The following is a 20,249-nucleotide window of genomic DNA, read 5'->3' as shown; positions in this document are numbered from 1 at the left end:
AAATAAAAGTTTATTAGTAAAATCAATTAGATTTTTGTGCTTTTAAAAGAGCTTTATTTATTTCCTCTTGTTTTTGTTTTCTCTCTTGCTCTTCTTTTTCCTTTTTTTCAAGTTCTGCTTTTTCTGTTAAAGAAATTTCTTTTTCTTTTTTCAAATCTTCAATTTTTTTAGAACTCGCTTCTAGTTGTGTTTTGGCTTTGTCTAATTTTTCTTGAGATTTAGCTGTTTTTTTCTCCGATTTTTCAATGTTTTTTTGAAGATCAGGATTGTTATTGTTTTCGGAGTTATTTTTCAGGGCTGTTAATTCGTCTTGATTTGTTTTCAAATCAGCATTTAATTTTTCTGTTTTCTCTTCAAGTTTCTTTTTGTTTTTTTCTTCTTTAGCGAGTTTTTTTTCTGCGATTTCAATCTTATTCATCGATTGAGACATCATAGTTTTCATTCGCCATTGTTGATCTGATCTTGCACGCTCACTTGCCCATTTCTGATTTTGGGTGTTCATTTGCTGATGCATTGCTCTGGCTTGGTTGTTGAATTGTGCAGAAGCAAAAAATGGTAACATTAATAACATCATTAAAATAAAGCGTGTTTTCATAATTTAGATTTAGGGTTGGTTTTGTGAATTCAAATGTATACTTAAACTATTAAAAAAAACATGTAAATATCTGATTAATTTCAGGTTGTTGATAGCTCATTTTATAGTAAACGTATTATTTTAATTTAAGGCAGTTTACGCTTATTTGGAGAAAATTTGAATACCAAATCCATAGAAATAACATGATCAAAATGAGAATCATTTGAAGAACCAACATTATAAAAACTCTGATTATAATTTAAACCAAGATATAAATAAGCGGTAAATTGGTAATAACCATTTAATGTTGCGCCCAATGTTTTATTTGTTCTTTTAATTGTTTCCTCAAAATAATAATACAGGTTATTATTATCCTCAGGGTCTATGTAATATTCAGTATGCTTAACCCAGGTATTCTGAGTATAATTTACACCGTAACCAATAGAAAATCTTTTAATTCTGTGATTGTGTGTAATACCAAAACCTACTGAATTTATTCTTTCATAATTTTCAAAATATTCGAAAGGGTCAAAAGGAGATAAAGCCCTGAAGTTTGCAGCAAAATAGTTTTTGTTATTGTAAAAATATTCAAGACCTAATGAAAGACCTCCGAAACCGGTTTTATTGATATCAGGTTGTTGAGCTAGTTCGAAATGATAATTACTTAGCAAAGAAAATCCCACTGTAAAATTAATTTGCCCTTTTTTAACTGGGTATTCCTTTGTGAAATGATGCTTAAGAGTATCAAATCTTTTAGTTGTATTTGTTTTTATGATATCAATAGAGTCATTAATGTCAAGAAAAACTTTTTGCTGATAAGAGAATCTTTTTTGGTTTGTTAAATCCGTTATATAACCAACTGGAAAAAAGTCAAAAAACAATAAATTACCAAACAGAAACTTATAATTTACAGATGGTTTAAGTGTATATTTTTTGGTTAAGCTATCAGAAATTAATTCAATTGGTAAGTTCTTTTTAGAATGCTTAACAGTAACTTTTGCCGGTAACTGATACAAGCTGTCATTTACTTTTACCTTAGCGTTAACAGCATTTGTACTAATTGAAAGAGTGTGGTTTTTTTTATTGAAAATGGTTGTGCAAGAACCTAGCGTTAAAATAATTAGTAATAGTAATATTCTCTTCATTTAAGGATAGGAATTGGTTTTTGGTTTCGGTTTGGTGAATCCAAATATATAGTAATATTTTAAAAGTGATGTAAAAATCGGGTTAACTTTTATATTCTGAAATTCTTATAAAAAAGAAAACCCGACAGGTTTTTAGAACCTGTCGGGTTTGAATATCTATTTCTAAAAAATCAGAAATCTAAAATCAGAAATCTAAAATTTACTAGTATCTGTAGTATTCTGGTTTGAATGGACCTTCAACAGGGACACCAATATAAGCAGCCTGATCGTCACGTAAAGTTTCCAATTCAACTCCTAATTTAGCTAAGTGCAAAGCAGCAACTTTTTCATCTAAATGTTTAGGTAACATATAAACGTCATTGTTGTAAGCAGCGCTGTTTTTCCATAATTCGATTTGAGCCAAAGTTTGGTTTGTAAATGAGTTACTCATTACAAAACTTGGGTGACCTGTAGCACAACCAAGGTTTACTAAACGACCTTCAGCAAGAATGATGATATCTTTTCCAGCGATAGTATATTTGTCAACTTGTGGTTTGATTTCGATTTTAGATGCACCGTGATTTTTGTTTAACCAAGCCATATCAATTTCGTTATCAAAGTGTCCGATGTTACAAACAACAGTTTTGTCTTTCATTTGTTCGAAATGAGATCCAAGAACGATATCTTTATTTCCAGTAGTTGTAATGATGATATCAGCATTAGCAATTACAGTGTTTAATTTTTTAACTTCATAACCGTCCATTGCAGCTTGTAAAGCACAAATTGGGTCAATTTCAGTAACAGTTACAATAGATCCTGCACCTCTGAAAGAAGCAGCAGTTCCTTTTCCAACATCACCGTATCCACAAACGATAACTCTTTTTCCAGCTAACATTAAGTCAGTTGCACGACGTACAGCATCTACAGCAGATTCTTTACAACCGTATTTGTTATCAAATTTAGATTTAGTAACAGAGTCGTTAATGTTGATTGCAGGCATTGGTAAAGTTCCGGCTTTTACTCTTTCGTAAAGTCTGTGAACTCCAGTTGTAGTTTCTTCAGACAATCCTTTAATTCCAGGAACCAATTCCGGGAAACGATCAATAACCATATTAGTTAAATCTCCACCATCATCAAGAATCATGTTCAATGGTTTTCTGTCTTCACCAAAGAATAAAGTTTGCTCAATACACCAGTCAAATGATTGCTCATCAAGACCTTTCCAAGCATAAACCTGAATTCCTGCAGCAGCAATAGCAGCAGCAGCCTGATCCTGAGTAGAGAAAATGTTACAAGAAGACCAAGTAACCTCAGCACCAAGAGCAATTAAAGTTTCGATCAAAACTGCAGTCTGAATTGTCATGTGTAAACATCCGGCAATACGAGCACCTTTTAGAGGTTGTTCGTCTTTATATTCAGCGCGAAGTGCCATTAAACCTGGCATTTCAGCTTCAGCTAATTCAATTTCTTTTCTTCCCCAAGCCGCTAGAGAAATGTCTTTTACTTTGAAAGCCACAAAAGGCGTAGTTGTAGTACTCATTTATAGTATATTTGTATATTGTAAAATTTTTGCAAATTTACGGAATACCTTTTTATTTTTACTACTTTCTGTAAGATTTGTGAAATCTTTAAAATCTTAATCTCTAGAATGTTAGTTATAAAGGTTTTTAGAAGCTAATCCTGCTGTCCGCTATATCTTTTCCTTGCTAAAGAAGCAAGAAAAAGGATGCCGCTCCCATCAGGGCTAAAAAGATCAGACATTAAATTAGAAGTTTTATTTTCAAAAGGAATATTTACAATTAACCATTCATCATTTATAATTAAAAAGAATGCCTTTATTTCAAACCATACAATGCAACGAAACGACCAAACTTTTAATTTGGGAAATAACCGAATCTTTTGAGGAATTATTGAGCAAAGTAGTTTTGAAAGAAAAAACGCAGTTGAGGTTGAACGGAATGAAATCTCAGTTACACCAACGTGCTTTTTTGAGTGTTCGAATGCTGATTCAGGAAATGGGTTTTACAGATCACGATTTGCATTATGATGAATTCGGAAAACCATATTTCGATTGTCATAATTATATTTCGATTACACATTCGTATCATTTCGCAGCGATTATAATAAGTCATGAAACTGTTGGAATTGATATGGAATTGCAACGCGAAAAAATCCTTAGAATCGCCGATAAATTTGTCGATACGGAATTCAAATATTTAAATCAGAATATTTTAAAGGAATACGTTAAAAAACTCACCGTGATCTGGGGCGCAAAAGAAGCCATCTTTAAAATCAGAAACGAAAAAGGAATCAGTTTTAAAGATCATATACAGGTTGAAGATTTTTCATTAGCCAAAAATCAAACAGAGGCAAGTCTTCATTTTGATGATTTAATAAAAGATTTTGATGTGCATTACAAAGAAATAAAATCAGATCATTTTGATGGCGATTTTACTTTGGTTTATGCTTTCGAGAAATAAATTTAAATTAAATTCCAAAATTTTACCATACAGCGTGTCATTTCGACGGAAGAAGAAATCACATAACGGATTCACGGTTCGTTGCTCTCTGGATGTGATTTCTCGTTCCTCGAAATGACACAAAATGCGTTTAATGTTCAAAATTCTGTCGAATTCTCTGCCATTTTTTTACGATGTTCAAACATACTCATAAACAAAAAAGTTCCCATTTTTCTTGCACGGCGTTTTAGTGTTTCGACATTTTCACCTTCAAAATGTTCCTCTAAAGTTTGAAACCAATAGTTTAACCAGATTCCGAATTCGTTTGAAGTTATTTTGCCTTCAAAATGAGCATCAACTTCATTATGAACGGCATGCGGATTTCCTTTGTATTTTTTTACGGCAAACAAATTCGTTTCCCAAAAATCAGTCAGCTTTTCCAGATGTGCATCCCAGTCTTTTATTATCGTATTAAAATAAAAGCCAATTTCGGCATCGGCTCTTATTTTGGCATAAAACTGATTTACTAAAAAAGCAATATCAGCTCTGTTTTCTATTTGCTTTTTCATATAAAAAATGTGTTTAGAATAATAAATAATACACTAAAAAAAGCACTTGCAATAATTAGGTTAAAAACCAATTTATGTTTCATTTGTGCTAAAATAGAAGTGTTTACAAAAATACAAACTAAGACAATAATTGCCAATTGAATCATTTGAGCAATAGAAGTTCCGTGAGAAAGAATATACATTGCAGCGGCTGCACCTAAACAGCTTTGGCCAATTACAGCCATTGTTGCAGAACCAATGTAATTTTTATTGAAATTTTCGAATGTTGTTTGATAAAGTGTCATGATATGTGGTATTAAGTTTTTATAATACCAAAGGTACGTGTGCTTTACCGCTGCTATTTATGACTTAAATCATAAAACAAGAACTTTTTTATCGGTATACTTTTCTGTTTATAATCTTTAGAACGCCTTTTTTTTCTAAAGCTTTAATCGTTCTTATAACTGTTTCTACCCGTAAACCGGTTAAGTCTCCAATTTGTTGTCTTGTAAAATTGATGAGGTAACCATTAGCATCTTTTTTAAAATTAAAATAAGCGATTCCGTGATCAATCAGTTTTAAAACACGATGTTCCGGTTCTTGTGTAGACATTTCAGCTGCCATAACCGATTTATAATACAAACGCTGTGCTAAATTTTCAATTATTTTTAAGCTAATGAGAGGATTTTCTTCCAACAATTTCATGAAGCTAATTTTAGAAAGAAGAAGCACTTCTGAGTCCTCAACAGCAATAGCATTGGCAGGATATTTTTGATTTAAGAATAATGGCGGTTCACCAAAAGATTGCTCTTTATAAAAGATTCCCTGAATAAATTCACGGCCATCATCATTATAATTGCTCATTTTTACTTCACCCGAAAGAATTTGGTAGTAATGTGTTGGGAGATTTCCTTCTTCAAAAATAATAGCTGTTTTTTCAAAAAACTTCTTCAAAGCGCCATATTTTTCTAATAATTCTGTAGCAATCATAATGTTGTTTTTTGGATTGTAAAAAGCCTTCACGCAAATATAATTCATTCAAAATTGTTCTTCTGCATTAAAAAACTTTTACTTTTACAGCCATTATGCAACAAAAAATACCCAACATCTACGAGCAAATTATTCAAGCTAAAAGAAATGGACAAAAACTATTAGCCATTCTTTTAGATCCGGATAAAATTGCTTTAGAGAATTTAGATGGTTTGTTAGTAAAAATAAACCAATCGCCTGCCACACATATATTTGTGGGAGGGAGTATTGTACAAACTACTATTTTAGAAGAATTAATGGCAAAATTGAAACAAAAAACAAATTTGCCCGTTGTTATATTTCCAGGTGATCCTTCGCAAATTTCATCTCAGGCCGATGCTATTTTATTCTTATCATTATTATCAGGCCGAAATCCGGATTATTTAATAGAATATCAGGTACGTGCAGCTCCAATTCTTAAAAAAACCAATCTTGAAGTTATTTCTACAGGATATATTTTGATAGAAAGTGGAAACGAGACAGCCGTAGCCCGTGTGAGCAAAACAAAACCACTTAAAAGAGAAAATCTTGATTTGGTTTTAGCAACTGCTCAGGCCGGAGAAATGCTAGGAAATAAATTGGTTTATCTGGAAGCCGGAAGCGGAGCGAAGAATGCTGTGCCAGTGGAAATGATTGAGTTGATTTCGCAAAATATTGAAATTCCTATAATTGTTGGAGGAGGAATTGTAGATTTGCATGGGATTCAAAAAGCATATAATGCCGGTGCCGATTTAGTAGTTATAGGAACTGCTTTTGAAAATAACAGTCATTTTTTTGAATCTTAAAAATAATAACTAAAAACAACCGCCCCAAATGATTGATTTTTTTTTAGAAAGTTATAAAAACGCTCCATTGTGGCATATTGCTTTAGAATTTTTAGTCTTTGTGTTCGGAATATTGAGTGTTTGGTTTGCTAAAAAAGAAAATATCTGGGTATATCCAACAGGATTAATTGCAACTGTAATTTCAGTATATCTTTTATACATCGCAGGTTATATTGGTGATATGATTATCAACGGATATTTTTCTGTAATGAGTATTTACGGTTGGTATGTTTGGGCAAAAGGAGGAACAGTCGAAGACAATTTACCTATTACGAGAACAAATCGTAATGAAAAAATAATTGGAATTTTACTGTTCTTTGTAACCGTTTTTGTAGTTTTCGGTATTTATAAATATTTTGATTATGAAATTAAAAATGACAATTATGTCGATATGATTTCATCAGGAATATTTTTCGCTGGAATGTGGTATATGGCCAGAAAAAAGATCGAAAACTGGACACTTTGGATTATTGGTGATATTATTGTAGTGCCTCTTTACGCTTATCGTGGCTTAGGGATGCTGTCACTTCAGTATTTAATTTTTACAATTTTAGCTATTTCAGCTTATTTAGAATGGAAAAAAATCTTAGACAGCAAAAAACAACAATAATAAAAATTGCTTTATTTGGTCCTGAAAGTACAGGAAAAACCACTTTAGCAAAACAGCTTGCAGCTTACTTTGAAACCGAATGGGTTCCGGAGTTTGCACGCGATTATTTACAAAAAAAATGGGAAGAAAATCAGCATATCTGTGACGCTGATGATATGTTGCCTATAGCTTACGGACAAGTTGCTCTTGAAAATCAAAAACTTGCATCATCAAAAAAATATTTGTTTTGCGATACCAACTTAATGGTAACGAAAGTTTTCTCTGAAATGTATTATGGTTTCTGCGATCCGCATTTAAATGAAGCAGCACTTGATCATGACTACGATTTGTTTTTTCTTACCGATATTGATGTTCCCTGGGAGAAAGATGATATTAGAGATACTCCTAAAGGAAGAGAAACGGTTTTTTCTGTTTTCAAACAAACATTAATTGATACCAAAAAGCCTTTTATAACGCTTTCAGGAGATAAAGAAAGCCGATTTACAAAAGCCACTGCAATTGTGGAGAATTTGACGATTGCTAAAGAAAAAGGTTTTTCATCCCGAGATTTTGTTGAAATCTATAATCATGGAATTTCCTTTGAAAATATATTAAAACAACTTGAAATTTTTAAAGACGGAATTGTAAAAAGTAACTTAATAAGTCCTGCTACAATTAACAACGGAATTTTAAGTTTAACAAAACAAGATTTTCAGGAGAAGGCTATTTTTTTTGACCTTCAAAAATCTAAACTTAAATTAAAGAAGTTCGTTCCCGCTTCTGGCGCAGCGAGCAGAATGTTTAAGTTTTTGAGTACTTTTTTAAGTGATTTTGATATTCAGAAAGAAACAATCAATGCTTATATAAACAGAAAAAAAGACAGCAACCTGTCTATTTTTATAGTAGCGATGGATAAGTTTCCTTTTTTTGAAGCTCTGGATACAAAGCTCAGAGAAATCTATCCTGATTTTGAAACCTTAGAAAGAGATTATAAGAATTATTATTTTATAAAATTATTGTTGTCTCCGGATTATTTCGACTTTGCAAATAAGCCAAAAGCTGTTTTGCCATTTCATCAATACAAAACCCATATTGCAATTCCTATAGAAGAGCATTTAAATGAATGCGTGCATTATGCAACTGCAGATCATGTTTCGAATTTGCATTTTACAGTTTCAGAAATACATCAAAGTCAGTTTGAGAAAGAAATAGAATCGATAAAATACAAAGTAGAAAAATCGTCAGGAGTCAAAATTAAAATTCGTTATTCTTACCAGAACAGAAGCACAGACTCTATTACAGTTAATGCTAAAAATAAAATTGTCAGAGATAAAAAGGATTGTTTAATTTTTAGACCCGGAGGACATGGCGCTCTGATTGAAAATTTAGATACACTTGATGCAGATATCGTTTTTATAAAAAATATCGATAATGTAATTCAAAACCATATTGAGCAAATTGCATTATACAAAAAAGCTTTAGCGGGAATTTTAATAGAAATTCAGCAAAAGGTTTTTGGATATTTAAATGCTATCGACAGACAGGAAATTACACCAGGTGATATTGAAGGAATAGTTCCTTTTTTAATGCAAAAACTGAATATTGAACTATCGAATGATTTTAATAAATTTACTTTAGAAAATCAAATTATTAAGATTAAAGAGCTATTGAACAGGCCAATACGTGTTTGCGGAATGGTTAAAAATGAAGGTGAACCCGGCGGTGGACCGTTTTGGGTAATGAATGACAAAGGATCGGTTTCACTGCAGATTGTTGAAACATCGCAAGTAGACTTAACAAATGCAAAACAAGTAGATATATTAGCTGAAGCAACGCATTTTAATCCGGTTGATTTGGTTTGTGGTATCAAAAATTATAAAAACGAAAAATTTGACCTTACACAATTTACAGATCCTAAAACAGGATTTATTGTAGAAAAAAGTGTTGAAGGAAAAACGGTAAGAAGTTACGAATTACCCGGTTTATGGAATGGCGCAATGGCAAATTGGTTAACTATTTTTGTTGCAGTTCCGTTAATAACTTTTAATCCGGTAAAAACCGTAAACGATTTATTAAAACCAGCGCATCAGCCACAATAATGGATATTGACAAAATTATATCAGAACTTAGTTTCAAAGCCGTTAGAAGCAGTGGCGCCGGCGGACAAAACGTAAACAAAGTTTCGTCAAAAGTGGTCTTAACTTTTGATTTGAATGCTTCTCAAGCTTTATCTGAAGAGGAGAAGTTGCTTTTGCAAACCAATATTGCACCAAGATTAACAACTGAAAATATCTTAATTCTAAATTGTGACGAAGACAGAAGTCAACTTAAAAATAAAGATATTGTTATAAAACGTTTTTTAGAAATAATTAAAAAAGGATTATTTGTTCCTAAAATTCGTAAAGCAACCAAGATTCCAAAATCGGTCATTAAAAAACGAATTAAGGATAAAAAGAATATTTCTGAGATAAAACAATCGAGAAGAAAGCCTGATTTTGATTAAAATTCCAATTTTTTAAATTCCAAATCCCAAAGAGAGTATTGCAAAAAGTGAGTTTTTGGAATTTGTTTTTTGTTTTTTGGAATTTAACACATTACCTTTGCACTGTCTCAAAGGGGTGCTCTAAATAACGAGCTGAGATCATACCCAACGAACCTGAGCGAGTAATGTCGCTAAGGGAAATAAACGACAAATTTTAGCGTGCACACTATATTTTGTCGTGAAACATTTATTAATTTAACAAAAGAATAATTCCCCCTTTTATTCGTAATTCTTTTACGGATGAAAACTATTTTTAAAGGTGCTTTAAAAGGTACAAAGGTACAAAGGTACAAAGGTTCAAAGCTGAACAACAAATCTATTTTCTTTCTTCTTTCTTCTATTTTCTTCACACAATTTTCTTTTTCTCAGGAGCAGGATTCTACCAAAGTCAATAAACTTGATGATGTGTTAGTTTCAGCCGTTCGTGTTACTACAAAAACACCTGTTAGTTTTAGTAATTTAGATAAAAAAGACATTAAATTTCGAAATCTCGGTCAGGATATTCCAATTCTTATGAATTATTTGCCATCAGTTGTAACTACTTCTGATGCAGGAAACGGAATGGGTTATACCGGAATCCGAGTGCGTGGTAGCGATGCAACAAGAGTAAATGTTACTATCAACGGAATTCCATACAATGATGCTGAAAGCCAGGGAACATTTTGGGTAAATATGCCCGATTTTGCTTCTTCAGTAGAAAGTTTACAATTGCAACGTGGTGTTGGAACTTCAACTAATGGTTCTGGTGCTTTTGGTGCAAGTTTAAATATGCTGACAGATAATTATGCTTCAAAAGCAAATGGAGAAATCTCAAGTTCTTACGGAACTTTCAATTCTCGAAAAAACACCGTAAAATTTAGTACAGGTTTATTAAACGATCATTTTGAATTAGCCGGACGTTTGTCTGCCATTAAATCTGACGGATTTATTGACAGAGGAAGTTCAGACTTAAAATCATATTTTTTACAAGGAACTTATGTTGGTAAGACGACTTTAATTAAGGCTTTGGCTTTTGGCGGAACTGAAAAAACATATCAATCCTGGAACGGAATTGATGCTGAAACGCTAAACAAAGACAGAAGATTTAATTCTGCCGGAATGTATACAGATGAAGCCGGAAATACTCGTTTTTATGATAATGAAACCGATAATTACCAACAAGATCATTATCAATTACATTGGAACGAATCATTTTCGGATAAATGGAGTACAAACTTAGCTTTGCATTATACAAAAGGAAAAGGGTACTACGAAAATTATAAAGAAGATGCTGATATGGCAGATTATAATTTGTTACCGGTTGGTGCAATAACAACAACAGATTTAGTACGCCAAAAATGGTTAGATAATGATTTTTACGGAACTACTTTTTCTGTAAAATATAAGGAAGAAAAACTAGATGTTATTTTTGGAGGAGGCTGGAATAAATACGAAGGCGATCATTACGGAAAAGTAATCTGGGCAAGATACGCTTCACAATCAGAATTGGGAGATCATTATTATGATGATTACTCAACAAAAACAGACGGAAATATTTTTGCAAAAGCCAATTATCAATTTACAGAAAAATTAAGCTTTTACGGAGATTTGCAATATAGAAATGTACAATACAAAGCCAATAGTGCCGAAACTGGTTTAGTTGATGACAATTTCAATTTCTTTAATCCAAAAGCAGGTTTAAATTTCGAAATCAATCAAAAAAGCACTTTATATTTTTCATACGCCAGAGCCAATCGCGAACCTAACAGAACCGATTATGAAGGCGGAAATGTAAAGCCGGAAAAACTGAATGATTTTGAATTAGGATGGAGATTCAATTCAGAGAAATTTCAATTAAGTTCGAATTTCTATTATATGGCATACAAAGATCAATTGATTTTAACTGGAACACTTGATGACGTTGGATCGCCAATTCGATCAAACAGTGAAAAAAGTTACCGTTTAGGTTTTGAAGTTGATGCAACGATTAAATTATCAGACAAATTTTTGCTGCGACCAAACTTCACTTTAAGCAGTAATAAAAATGTTGATTTAGCTGTTGAAGGTCAAAATTACGGAACAACAGATATTGCATATTCTCCGTCAGTTATTGCAGGTAATATTATAGTTTATAGTCCAATTTCAGATTTGCATATTTCACTATTGCAAAAATACGTTGGCGAACAATACATGAACAATATAGAATTGCCGGCAGCAAAATTGGCTGATTATTTTGTAAATGATTTGAATGTATCTTACGAAATAAAACCAAGATCAATTTTTAAATCGATTATAATTACTGGTTTAGTAAATAATATTTTAGACAAAAAATATGCTTCAAACGGATATATGTATGATGTTTATCCATACTATTATCCTCAGGCGGGAATTAATTTGTTAGCAGGATTAACTTTGAAATTCTAATCAAATTAGTATAAAATAAAAAGCCTGAAAATTTAAAACTTTCAGGCTTTTTATTTTAATTATAAACGTGAACAACGCCTCCGGAATATTCAACACGATATTGTTTCATTGGATATTCCTGACCACCTTGTCCGGTAAATAAATTGTAAGAAACCTTATCGCAGGAACAAACAGCATTAATACCATCAATTGTCATGGCTGTGCAAGATGTTAAAGCCTGATTTGGGCATGCAGCATCAAAAGCAGTATAAGTTCCTTCACCTGTTTTCATAACAATTAAACCTTTTGCACCATAGTTAGAAACAAAAACCGGGTTGCTAATATAGGTAAGACTGTTATAAGCGGGCAAACTAGTATTAAGATAAGCATTAACCGAATAATTAGGTATATACGGATTACTGTTACTTCTATTGTTATCGCTACAAGATAAAAGAACAGAAGTTAATACGATGAAGAGCCAGATTTTTTTCATTATTTTAGAAGGTATTAGTAGGACAAAATTAAATTATTTAGTTTTGAATTCTATATGATTAACATATAATTATGTACTATTAAAAATAATAGTATATTTGTAATACAAAATCCCGTTCCGATGGGATTTTTTGTATTTATATAAACGATGAAGTTATGAGTAAAGTATCTTATTATACAGCAGAAGGATTAAAAAAATTAAAAGATGAATTGGAGCACCTTAAAAGTGTAATGCGTCCGAAGGCATCTCAAGATATAGCAGAAGCAAGAGACAAAGGAGATTTATCTGAAAATGCAGAATATGATGCGGCAAAAGAGGCGCAGGGTTTATTAGAAATGAGAATTTCTAAGCTGGAAGAAGTGTATTCTAACGCGAGATTAATAGACGAATCACAATTAGACGTTTCAAAAGCATTGGTGCTTTCTAATGTAAAAATTAAGAACCAAAGCAACGGAATGGAAATGAAATATACGCTTGTTGCTGAAAGTGAAGCTGACCTGAAAACTGGAAAAATATCTGTAACATCTCCGATTGGAAAAGGTTTACTTGGAAAGTCTGTTGGAGAAGTAGCTGAAATTACAGTTCCAAACGGGGTTTTGAAATTTGAAATTCTTGAAATTTCAAGAGACTAATATTTTTAAAAGTGTAATCGGTTAAACGATTAACCAAATAAATGAATAAATAATGTCAATATTTACGAAAATAGTAAACGGAGAAATTCCATCTTATAAAATTGCTGAAGATGAAAATTATTTAGCTTTTTTAGATGTAAATCCAAATGCAAAAGGACATACACTTTGTATTTCAAAACAAGAAATCAATAAGATTTTTGATATGGATGATGAGTTGTATTTAGGATTAATGAAGTTTTCTAAAAAAATTGCAATTGCTTTAGAAAAAACGGTTCCTTGCAAAAGAGTCGGAATGGCAGTAGTTGGTTTAGAAGTTCCTCACGCACATGTACATTTGATTCCATTAAACGAAATGGATGAAATGCGTTTTCATAATAAAGTTTCCCTTTCTAAAGAAGAATTTGAAGCTTTGGCTAAAAGTATTGCAGCGAACTTATAGAATCGTATTGTCAGGGGCAGAGCGAAGTCGAAATGTCAGACTGAGCGAAGTCGAAGTACGAAAAAAAATATAAAGTGTAGTAAAGTAATTTTTGCTACACTTTTTTATTTAACTGAATTTGAAAAGTAGTTCCTTTTCCAATTTCAGAATGTAAAACTTTGATTTTTCCGCTATGATATTCCTCAACAATTCTTTTAGTTAAAGAAAGTCCTAATCCCCAACCACGTTTTTTTGTAGTAAAACCAGGTTCAAAAATGGTTTTGAATTGCTTTTTCGGGATTCCGGTTCCCGAGTCTTTTACTTTTATTTTTACATGGTGAGCATCTTGCTCAATAGAAAGATTTAATGTTCCCTTGCCTTTCATGGCATCAATCGCATTTTTTACCAAATTTTCTATGGTCCAGCTATGAAGTGCCGGATTTATCATACCGAAAATTGGCGTTTCCGGAACATGATATGAAAACGCAACCTGTTTTGAAAAACGAGATTGTAAATAGTTATAAGTATCCAGCGTTTCAGCAATAATATCATGAGGTTCTAAAACAGGAATTGATCCAATTTTAGAAAAACGATCCGTAATGGTTTGTAAACGTTCAATATCTTTCTCAATTTCTAATGTAATTGATTGATCGATTTCCTCCGTTTTTAAAATTTCAACCCAACCAATTAAAGATGATAATGGCGTACCAATTTGGTGAGCCGTTTCTTTTGCCATTCCTGCCCAAAGTTTATTTTGAGTCGCCATTTTTGTGCTTTTATAGAAATTATAAATCAAAGCACCGCACAAAAAAATAATCAGCAATAAAGCGATCGGGTAATATTTGAGTTTATTAAGTAAAGCCGAATTTCCGTAATACAATTTTTGATATTTTCCGGGAGAATATTCAAAGACAATAGGTTCATTCTCACTTTGCAAATTTTTCAAAAAACGCATTGATTTCTTCTCATCATTTAATATTTCTTCAGGAACATTTCTGGTCGTCAGAATTTTGTCATACATCGTTAATATAACAGGAATAGAAGTGTTGTTGCTCGAAATTTGAAGCGGAAGTTCAAGATCAGTATTTTCATCAGCATTAATTAATGCGATTTGCGCATTGGCCAAAAGCTTCATTTTGATCCTTTCTTCATTCTTAAAAATTTGAAAAAAGGTATAAGTGTTCCAAAGAATCAGACTAATGATTGAAAAGGAAATAAAAATGATAATCCAACGAGTTGTATTTCTACTTTCAGAAAAACGCATAAAGTAATTTTTGTGGTATAAATATAACGAAATATACATATTTAATATTTTGTATTGCGTTAAACATTTTTGTTTTTAAGTCAAAAACTATTTCATTAGCTTAAACGATTTCTATACTTTTGTAGTTGCCAAAACGAGATTTGGTTAAAAAGAAAAAGTATGATTAGCATTGATCCAAAAGAGATTTCAACGGTAAAATTGCACGGATATTTACAAAGTACTGTCGGGCCAAGACCTATTGCTTTTGCCAGTACAATGAGTGCAAAAGGAATTCCGAATTTATCACCTTTCAGTTTCTTTAATGTATTCAGTGCCAATCCGCCAATCCTGGTTTTTTCACCGGCGAGGCGCGTGCGAGACAATACAGTTAAACATACTTTGATTAATGTTGAAGCAACTCGCGAAGTAGTAATTAATGTCGTTAATTATGACTTGGTACAGCAAACATCATTAGCCAGTACAGAATATGCAGAAGGCGTAAACGAATTTATAAAAGCCGGATTAACACAAATTCCGTCAGATTTGGTAAAACCATATCGCGTAAAAGAATCTCCGGTGCAGTTTGAGTGCAAAGTCACACAAATTATTCCGTTAGGAACAGAAGGCGGAGCAGGAAATCTAATACTTTGTGAAGTAGTTAAAATGCATATTCACGAATCAGTATTAGATGAAAATGGAGGTGTTGACCAGCATAAAATTGATTTGGTTTCGAGATTAGGAAATAATTGGTATTCAAGATCTAACCAGGGACTTTTTGAAGTCGCAAAACCACTAACAACTTTAGGAGTTGGAGTAGACGCAATTCCGAATAATGTCAAAGAAAGCTCCGTTTTTAGCGGAAACGATCTGGGTAAATTAGGAAACATTGAAGCCTTGCCTACAACAGAAGAAGTTAGTATATTTGTGAAAGAAAATTTTTCTGTAAAAGGAGTTTTAAGCTCAGATGATCAGGAAAAAATATACTTAGAAGCTAAAAAACACCTTGATAATGATGACATTGAGTCGGCTTGGAAAGTACTTTTAGCAAAAAAATAAGAAAAGAAACAATAATAAATATAGACGAAGATGGAAGTTACAGGAAAAGTAAAAGTGGTTAACCCAGAGCAACAAGTTAGTGCCTCATTCAAAAAAAGAGAATTAGTTGTTACTACTGATGAGCAATATCCACAACACATTTTAATCGAATTTACACAAGATAAATGCGATTTATTAAGTAGCTATAAACAAGGAGAGGCAGTAAAAGTTTCTATCAATTTAAGAGGAAGAGAATGGGTTAATCCACAAGGAGAAACCAGATATTTCAATAGTATTCAAGGTTGGAGAATCGAAAGAGTAGCTCCAGAAGGACCTGGACAAACTCCTCCAATGCCTGCTGCAGAAGCTTTTGCTCCGGCTACAAATTTAAACGAAGACGAACCGGACGATTTACCTTTCTAAAAGTTTAAATTACAAAAAGTATAAATTCCAAATTCCAAATCATTAACGTGTATTTGGGATTTGGAATTTTGTTTTACCCTCAGTTTGTGTCATTTCGACCGAAGGGAGAAATCACATTCAGAGAGCAACGAGCCGGAATTCCGTTATGTGATTTCTCCCTTTGGTCGAAATGACACAGATTATTTGGTATTTCTAACATTGGATTTTATTTAAAAAATGTATTACGTAGATAAAGATTTATTTTTCCCTCCAGTTTCAGAAACCGATGAAGAAGGCATTCTTGCAGTTGGCGGTGATTTAAATCCGGAGCGTTTGAAATTAGCTTACAAAAGCGGTATTTTTCCGTGGTTTAATGAAGGAGAACCAATTCTTTGGTGGTCGCCGGATCCCAGAATGGTTTTGTTTTTAGATGAGTTAATAGTGTCTAAAAGCATGCGGAATATTTTGAATAGAAATATATTTAAAGTTACTTTTAATCAGAGTTTTGAAGCCGTTATTTCGAATTGCCAAAACATAAAAAGAGAAGGTCAGGACGGAACCTGGATTTCAAACGAAATGATTGATGCTTATTGTCAATTGCATGCTCAGGGAATTGCAAAATCTGTTGAGGTTTGGCAAGATGAGGTTTTGGTTGGAGGTTTATACGGAATTGATTTAGGTGATGTTTTTTGTGGAGAAAGTATGTTCTCGAAAGTATCGAATGCTTCAAAAGTAGCATTTATTACTTTGGTAGATTATTTGAGAGAAGAAAATTATAAGTTATTGGATTGTCAGGTTTATAATCCGCATTTAGAAAGTTTAGGTTGTCGCGAAATTGATCGTGATGAATTTATATCTATTTTAAAAAGTAAATAAAATGAGCGCAATTCATGTTGTAAAAGAAATTTATATTTATCCGATAAAAAGCCTGGCCGGAATAAGCTGTAAAAATGCTCTGGCCGAAGAAATGGGATTTGAAAATGACAGAAGATGGATGTTAATCGATGCTGAAAATCAAATGATAACGCAAAGAGAACACCGCATTATGAGTCAGTTTTATCCACAGATTTCAGATGGAAAAATCAGTATTACTTTTCAGGATCAAAAGCATGAATTTTCGATTAATGAACATTTAGAAAACCCTCTAAAAGTGAATGTTTGGGATGATAAAAGTGAAGTTGTTGAGGTAAATCAGGCAACTTCAAAATGGTTCAGCGAACACTTGGGTTTTGAATGTAAATTGGTCAAAATTATCAAAATTGGAAATCGAAAACATGAAAGTTCCAGATTAAAAGAAACCTTCAATGTAAGTCTGGCAGACGGTTATCCATATTTATTAATCGGAACAAAAAGTCTGGATTTTTTAAATGAAAAATTAGAAGATAAAATTACTGTTTTAAGATTTCGCCCAAACATTGTAATAAGCAGCAAAAATCCTCATGAAGAAGATGATTTTAATACTTTTAAAATTGGAGAAGTTCAATTTAAAAATGTAAAACCATGCGGAAGATGTATTATGGTTAATAATGATCCGGAAAATGGCAAATTAAAAAAAGAACCGTTAAAAACCTTAAGCAAGTACAGAAATGTAAATAATTCGGTTTTATTCGGAACTAATATTGTGAGTTTAAATTCGGGAATTATTAATGTTGGAGATGAAATTATTTTCTAGAAATTCAATTTTGTAAAATTCCAATTTAGCGTATTAAACAACACTAATTCATTTTTTAAAGTAGGTAATTTTAAAATTAATTTCAAAGTTTCATGCGCCATCATTGTTCCAATAATCCCAGGTAAAGTTCCTAAAACGCCATTTAAATTACAATTGGGAACATCTTTTGGATCCGGCATTTCTGGGAATAAATCACGCAGATTTTTGCTTCCGTTGTGATTAAAAACCGCGACTTGACCTTCAAATTTCAAAATACTTCCGTAAACTAAAGGTTTCTGAAATTGAACACAAGTATCGTTTACCAAATAACGTGTTGTAAAATTATCAGAACCATCAACAACTATGTCATATTGTTGAATAATTTGTGATGCATTTTCTAAAGTCAATTTTTCAGGAATCGCTTCAACTTCAATCAGCGGATTTAATTTCGAAACCACTTCTTTGGCAACTAGAGATTTTTTCTGACCAATTTCATTTTCAGTATATAAAATCTGTCTGTGAAGATTGTGAATTTCAATAGTATCAAAATCCATAATTCCAATAAAACCTACTCCAGCCGTTGCAATATATTGTAAAATCGGACAGCCCAAACCTCCGGCTCCAATTACTAAAACCTTTGCTTTTTTGAGTTTTTCCTGACCTTCATCGCCAATTTCAGGTAAGATAGTTTGTCGATTATAGCGTAAAAATTCTTGTATAATGCTCATTTTGCAATTTTAGATTATTGATTTTAGATTGAAGATGGAATTTTTAAATAAAACTTTTACTCCAGTCCTTCCAAACGGGTTCGTAGCCGGCATTTTTTATGATTTTTGAAATTTCATCTGCTGAACGTTCGTCGCTGATTTCAAATTGTTCCAGTGATTGTGGATCAACAACATAACCACCCGGATTTGTTTTAGATCCTGCACTCATACTTGTAACTCCAATTGGAATTATATTATTTCTGAATTTTTCGTTTTCGCGTGTTGAAATAGAGATTTCCAGATCTTCATTCCACAAACGATAAGCGCAAATAAGTTGTGTCAAATCTTTATCATCCATAATAAAATTGGGTTCAATAATACCTTCCGCAGGGCGCAATCTCGGAAATGAAACCGAATATTTAGTCTGCCAGTATTTCTTCTGAAGATAATCCAGATGTAAAGCATTAAAAAAACTATCGGTTCGCCAATTTTCCAGGCCTAATAAAACGCCTAAACCTATTTTATGGATTCCTGCAGTTCCAATTCTATCCGGAGTTTCCAATCGATAATCAAAGTTTGACTTTTTGCCTTTCGTATGATATTTTTTGTAAACTTCCTGATGATAAGTTTCCTGATAAACCAATACAGAATAAACTCCGGCTTCATGCAAACGCTCATAATCTTCTGTAGAAAGTGGCTGGACTTCAACAGAAATAATAGAAAATTGTTCTCGTATTAGAGCAATAGCATTCAGGAAATAGTTAATATTTACTGTATAATTCGCTTCGCCTGTAACCAACAAAACATGATCAAAACCTGTTTGTTTTAAAGCTTCAACCTCAATTTTAATTTCTGAATCTGAAAGGGTTTTTCGTTTGATTTTATTGTCTAAACTAAATCCGCAATACGTACAGATATTTTGGCATTCATTGCTTAAGTAAAGCGGCGCATACATTTGGATGGTTTTTCCGAAGCGTTTTTTGGTGACTTCATGGCATTTCTGTGCCATTTCTTCCAGATAATTTTGAGCAGCGGGAGAAATTAAAATCAAAAAATCATCGAGATTGAGTCTGGTTTTTGCCAAAGTTCGTTCGACATCTTTTGATGTGGTTTGGTATATTCTGGATTGAATAGTATTCCAATCATATTGCTCAAAAATTGATTTAAATGTTTTCATTTTTTATTTTGTTTCCCGCAGATTTTGCAGATCGTACAGATTAAATTTTATTAACTACACGATGGACATTTTCAAGTATATTAGAACAGTTGAAATTGACTAATAATCCGAGTTTTTTATTAGTCAATTTTAAATAAGTATTTAATTGTTTAAAGTGAATAGATTTTATCTCTTCAACTGATTTTAATTCTATAATTACTTTGTCTTCGACTAAAATATCCAGTCTGAAAGTTATGTCTAAATAAATATCATCGTATCTAACTGGCAAATCAATTTGCTTAATGACTGTTAATCCATCTTTTTTTAACTGATAATAAAGAGCACTTTCGTACACCGACTCTAATAATCCTGGCCCAAGAGTATTATAAACTTTAAAAATTGCTCCTCTGACTTTATATGAAATTTCATTTTCTGACATAA

23 protein-coding genes and 1 riboswitch are annotated in these 20,249 nt (G+C 32.2%); of the genes, 12 read left to right on the top strand and 11 right to left on the bottom strand.

All coding sequences use genetic code 11. The features are described 5' to 3' along the window. Positions 1–22 precede the first annotated feature (22 nt). From GKZ86_RS02310 to ahcY, 3 genes are all read right to left on the bottom strand, one after another. On the bottom strand, positions 23–595 hold the full coding sequence (locus GKZ86_RS02310) for a hypothetical protein (protein WP_154781502.1): 573 nt from the start codon (positions 593–595) through the stop codon (positions 23–25). A 125-nt stretch (positions 596–720) separates the two neighbouring features. Further along, positions 721–1,719, bottom strand: a complete 999-nt coding sequence (locus tag GKZ86_RS02305) for a hypothetical protein (protein ID WP_154781501.1) — start codon at positions 1,717–1,719, stop codon at positions 721–723. A 202-nt stretch (positions 1,720–1,921) separates the two neighbouring features. Further along, a complete protein-coding gene (ahcY, locus tag GKZ86_RS02300; RefSeq protein WP_154781500.1) occupies positions 1,922–3,238 on the bottom strand; it encodes an adenosylhomocysteinase in 1,317 nt (438 codons plus the stop codon). 289 nt (positions 3,239–3,527) lie between these two features. Here ahcY and GKZ86_RS02295 point away from each other — a divergent pair, with 289 nt between their 5' ends. Further along, on the top strand, positions 3,528–4,178 hold the full coding sequence (locus tag GKZ86_RS02295) for a 4'-phosphopantetheinyl transferase superfamily protein (protein ID WP_154781499.1): 651 nt from the start codon (positions 3,528–3,530) through the stop codon (positions 4,176–4,178). A 137-nt stretch (positions 4,179–4,315) separates the two neighbouring features. On the opposite strand, the gene GKZ86_RS02290 is transcribed toward GKZ86_RS02295, so the two are convergent. The 3 genes from GKZ86_RS02290 to GKZ86_RS02280 form a co-directional block, all read right to left on the bottom strand. Next, complete coding sequence (locus GKZ86_RS02290) at positions 4,316–4,726, bottom strand: group III truncated hemoglobin (RefSeq protein ID WP_154781498.1); 411 nt, start codon at positions 4,724–4,726, stop codon at positions 4,316–4,318. Next, complete coding sequence (locus GKZ86_RS02285; RefSeq protein WP_154781497.1) at positions 4,723–5,010, bottom strand: hypothetical protein; 288 nt, start codon at positions 5,008–5,010, stop codon at positions 4,723–4,725. Before GKZ86_RS02285 ends, GKZ86_RS02290 begins: the two co-directional genes overlap by 4 nt. 88 nt (positions 5,011–5,098) lie before the next feature. Continuing rightward, entirely contained in the window at positions 5,099–5,695 is a 597-nt protein-coding gene (locus GKZ86_RS02280) for a Crp/Fnr family transcriptional regulator (RefSeq protein WP_154781496.1), read from the bottom strand. Between the two features lie 95 nt (positions 5,696–5,790). On the opposite strand from GKZ86_RS02280, the gene GKZ86_RS02275 reads away from it, so the two are divergent. The 5 genes from GKZ86_RS02275 to GKZ86_RS02255 all read left to right on the top strand — a co-directional run bounded on the left by GKZ86_RS02275 (position 5,791) and on the right by GKZ86_RS02255 (position 12,092). Continuing rightward, positions 5,791–6,519: a geranylgeranylglyceryl/heptaprenylglyceryl phosphate synthase gene (locus tag GKZ86_RS02275; protein ID WP_154781495.1), complete on the top strand. Its 729-nt coding sequence runs from the start codon at positions 5,791–5,793 to the stop codon at positions 6,517–6,519. A 28-nt stretch (positions 6,520–6,547) separates the two neighbouring features. Beyond that, complete coding sequence (gene pnuC / locus GKZ86_RS02270) at positions 6,548–7,168, top strand: nicotinamide riboside transporter PnuC (protein WP_154781494.1); 621 nt, start codon at positions 6,548–6,550, stop codon at positions 7,166–7,168. Then, positions 7,132–9,246 (top strand): DUF4301 family protein, encoded by a 2,115-nt coding sequence (locus GKZ86_RS02265; protein ID WP_154781493.1) that lies wholly within the window; start codon positions 7,132–7,134, stop codon positions 9,244–9,246. The genes pnuC and GKZ86_RS02265 overlap by 37 nt, the downstream gene beginning before the upstream one ends. Further along, entirely contained in the window at positions 9,246–9,650 is a 405-nt protein-coding gene (gene arfB / locus GKZ86_RS02260; protein ID WP_154781492.1) for an alternative ribosome rescue aminoacyl-tRNA hydrolase ArfB, read from the top strand. The genes GKZ86_RS02265 and arfB overlap by 1 nt, the downstream gene beginning before the upstream one ends. Before the next feature lie 101 nt (positions 9,651–9,751). After that, a riboswitch (TPP riboswitch) is annotated at positions 9,752–9,846 on the top strand. Positions 9,847–9,929: 83 nt separating this feature from the next. Next, positions 9,930–12,092 carry a TonB-dependent receptor gene (locus GKZ86_RS02255; RefSeq protein WP_154781491.1) on the top strand — a complete coding sequence of 721 codons (2,163 nt, stop codon included), beginning with the start codon at positions 9,930–9,932 and terminating at the stop codon, positions 12,090–12,092. Between the two features lie 55 nt (positions 12,093–12,147). Here the strand turns inward: GKZ86_RS02255 and GKZ86_RS02250 are convergent, their stop codons facing one another. After that, positions 12,148–12,564 carry a hypothetical protein gene (locus GKZ86_RS02250; RefSeq protein WP_154781490.1) on the bottom strand — a complete coding sequence of 139 codons (417 nt, stop codon included), beginning with the start codon at positions 12,562–12,564 and terminating at the stop codon, positions 12,148–12,150. Positions 12,565–12,719: 155 nt separating this feature from the next. On the opposite strand from GKZ86_RS02250, the gene greA reads away from it, so the two are divergent. Then, positions 12,720–13,196, top strand: coding sequence for a transcription elongation factor GreA (gene greA, locus GKZ86_RS02245; protein WP_035623677.1), 477 nt, complete (start codon positions 12,720–12,722; stop codon positions 13,194–13,196). A gap of 49 nt (positions 13,197–13,245) precedes the next feature. Next, positions 13,246–13,635 (top strand): HIT family protein, encoded by a 390-nt coding sequence (locus tag GKZ86_RS02240; protein ID WP_194632437.1) that lies wholly within the window; start codon positions 13,246–13,248, stop codon positions 13,633–13,635. Between the two features lie 94 nt (positions 13,636–13,729). Here GKZ86_RS02240 and GKZ86_RS02235 read toward each other — a convergent pair whose 3' ends face one another. After that, positions 13,730–14,878, bottom strand: a complete 1,149-nt coding sequence (locus GKZ86_RS02235; RefSeq protein WP_154781488.1) for a PAS domain-containing sensor histidine kinase — start codon at positions 14,876–14,878, stop codon at positions 13,730–13,732. Between the two features lie 159 nt (positions 14,879–15,037). Between GKZ86_RS02235 and GKZ86_RS02230 the strand changes: the two genes are divergently transcribed. The 4 genes from GKZ86_RS02230 (at position 15,038) to GKZ86_RS02215 (ending at position 17,966) form a co-directional block, all read left to right on the top strand. Next, positions 15,038–15,913, top strand: a complete 876-nt coding sequence (locus GKZ86_RS02230; protein WP_154781487.1) for a flavin reductase family protein — start codon at positions 15,038–15,040, stop codon at positions 15,911–15,913. Between the two features lie 30 nt (positions 15,914–15,943). After that, positions 15,944–16,315: a DUF3127 domain-containing protein gene (locus GKZ86_RS02225; RefSeq protein ID WP_042566241.1), complete on the top strand. Its 372-nt coding sequence runs from the start codon at positions 15,944–15,946 to the stop codon at positions 16,313–16,315. A 216-nt stretch (positions 16,316–16,531) separates the two neighbouring features. Continuing rightward, positions 16,532–17,170, top strand: a complete 639-nt coding sequence (aat, locus tag GKZ86_RS02220; protein WP_154781486.1) for a leucyl/phenylalanyl-tRNA--protein transferase — start codon at positions 16,532–16,534, stop codon at positions 17,168–17,170. Position 17,171: 1 nt separating this feature from the next. Continuing rightward, a complete protein-coding gene (locus GKZ86_RS02215) occupies positions 17,172–17,966 on the top strand; it encodes an MOSC domain-containing protein (protein ID WP_154781485.1) in 795 nt (264 codons plus the stop codon). Here GKZ86_RS02215 and GKZ86_RS02210 read toward each other — a convergent pair. The 3 genes from GKZ86_RS02210 to GKZ86_RS02200 are packed head-to-tail and all read right to left on the bottom strand — an operon-like array spanning position 17,963 to position 20,247. Beyond that, positions 17,963–18,673 carry a HesA/MoeB/ThiF family protein gene (locus GKZ86_RS02210; protein ID WP_154781484.1) on the bottom strand — a complete coding sequence of 237 codons (711 nt, stop codon included), beginning with the start codon at positions 18,671–18,673 and terminating at the stop codon, positions 17,963–17,965. The genes GKZ86_RS02215 and GKZ86_RS02210 overlap by 4 nt on opposite strands. A 43-nt stretch (positions 18,674–18,716) precedes the next feature. Further along, the gene (gene thiH, locus GKZ86_RS02205) at positions 18,717–19,829 is read right to left on the bottom strand and encodes a 2-iminoacetate synthase ThiH (RefSeq protein WP_154781483.1); all 1,113 of its coding nucleotides are present in this window, start codon (positions 19,827–19,829) and stop codon (positions 18,717–18,719) included. A gap of 40 nt (positions 19,830–19,869) precedes the next feature. Beyond that, positions 19,870–20,247 (bottom strand): GxxExxY protein, encoded by a 378-nt coding sequence (locus GKZ86_RS02200; RefSeq protein WP_154781482.1) that lies wholly within the window; start codon positions 20,245–20,247, stop codon positions 19,870–19,872. Between the last annotated feature and the right edge of the window lie 2 nt (positions 20,248–20,249).

Origin of the sequence: Flavobacterium sp. LC2016-13 (genome assembly GCF_009707955.1) — a bacterium.
Classification (GTDB): domain Bacteria; phylum Bacteroidota; class Bacteroidia; order Flavobacteriales; family Flavobacteriaceae; genus Flavobacterium.
The sequence above is the reverse complement of the archived record's forward strand: the minus strand, read 5'-3'. Positions and strand labels throughout refer to the sequence as shown.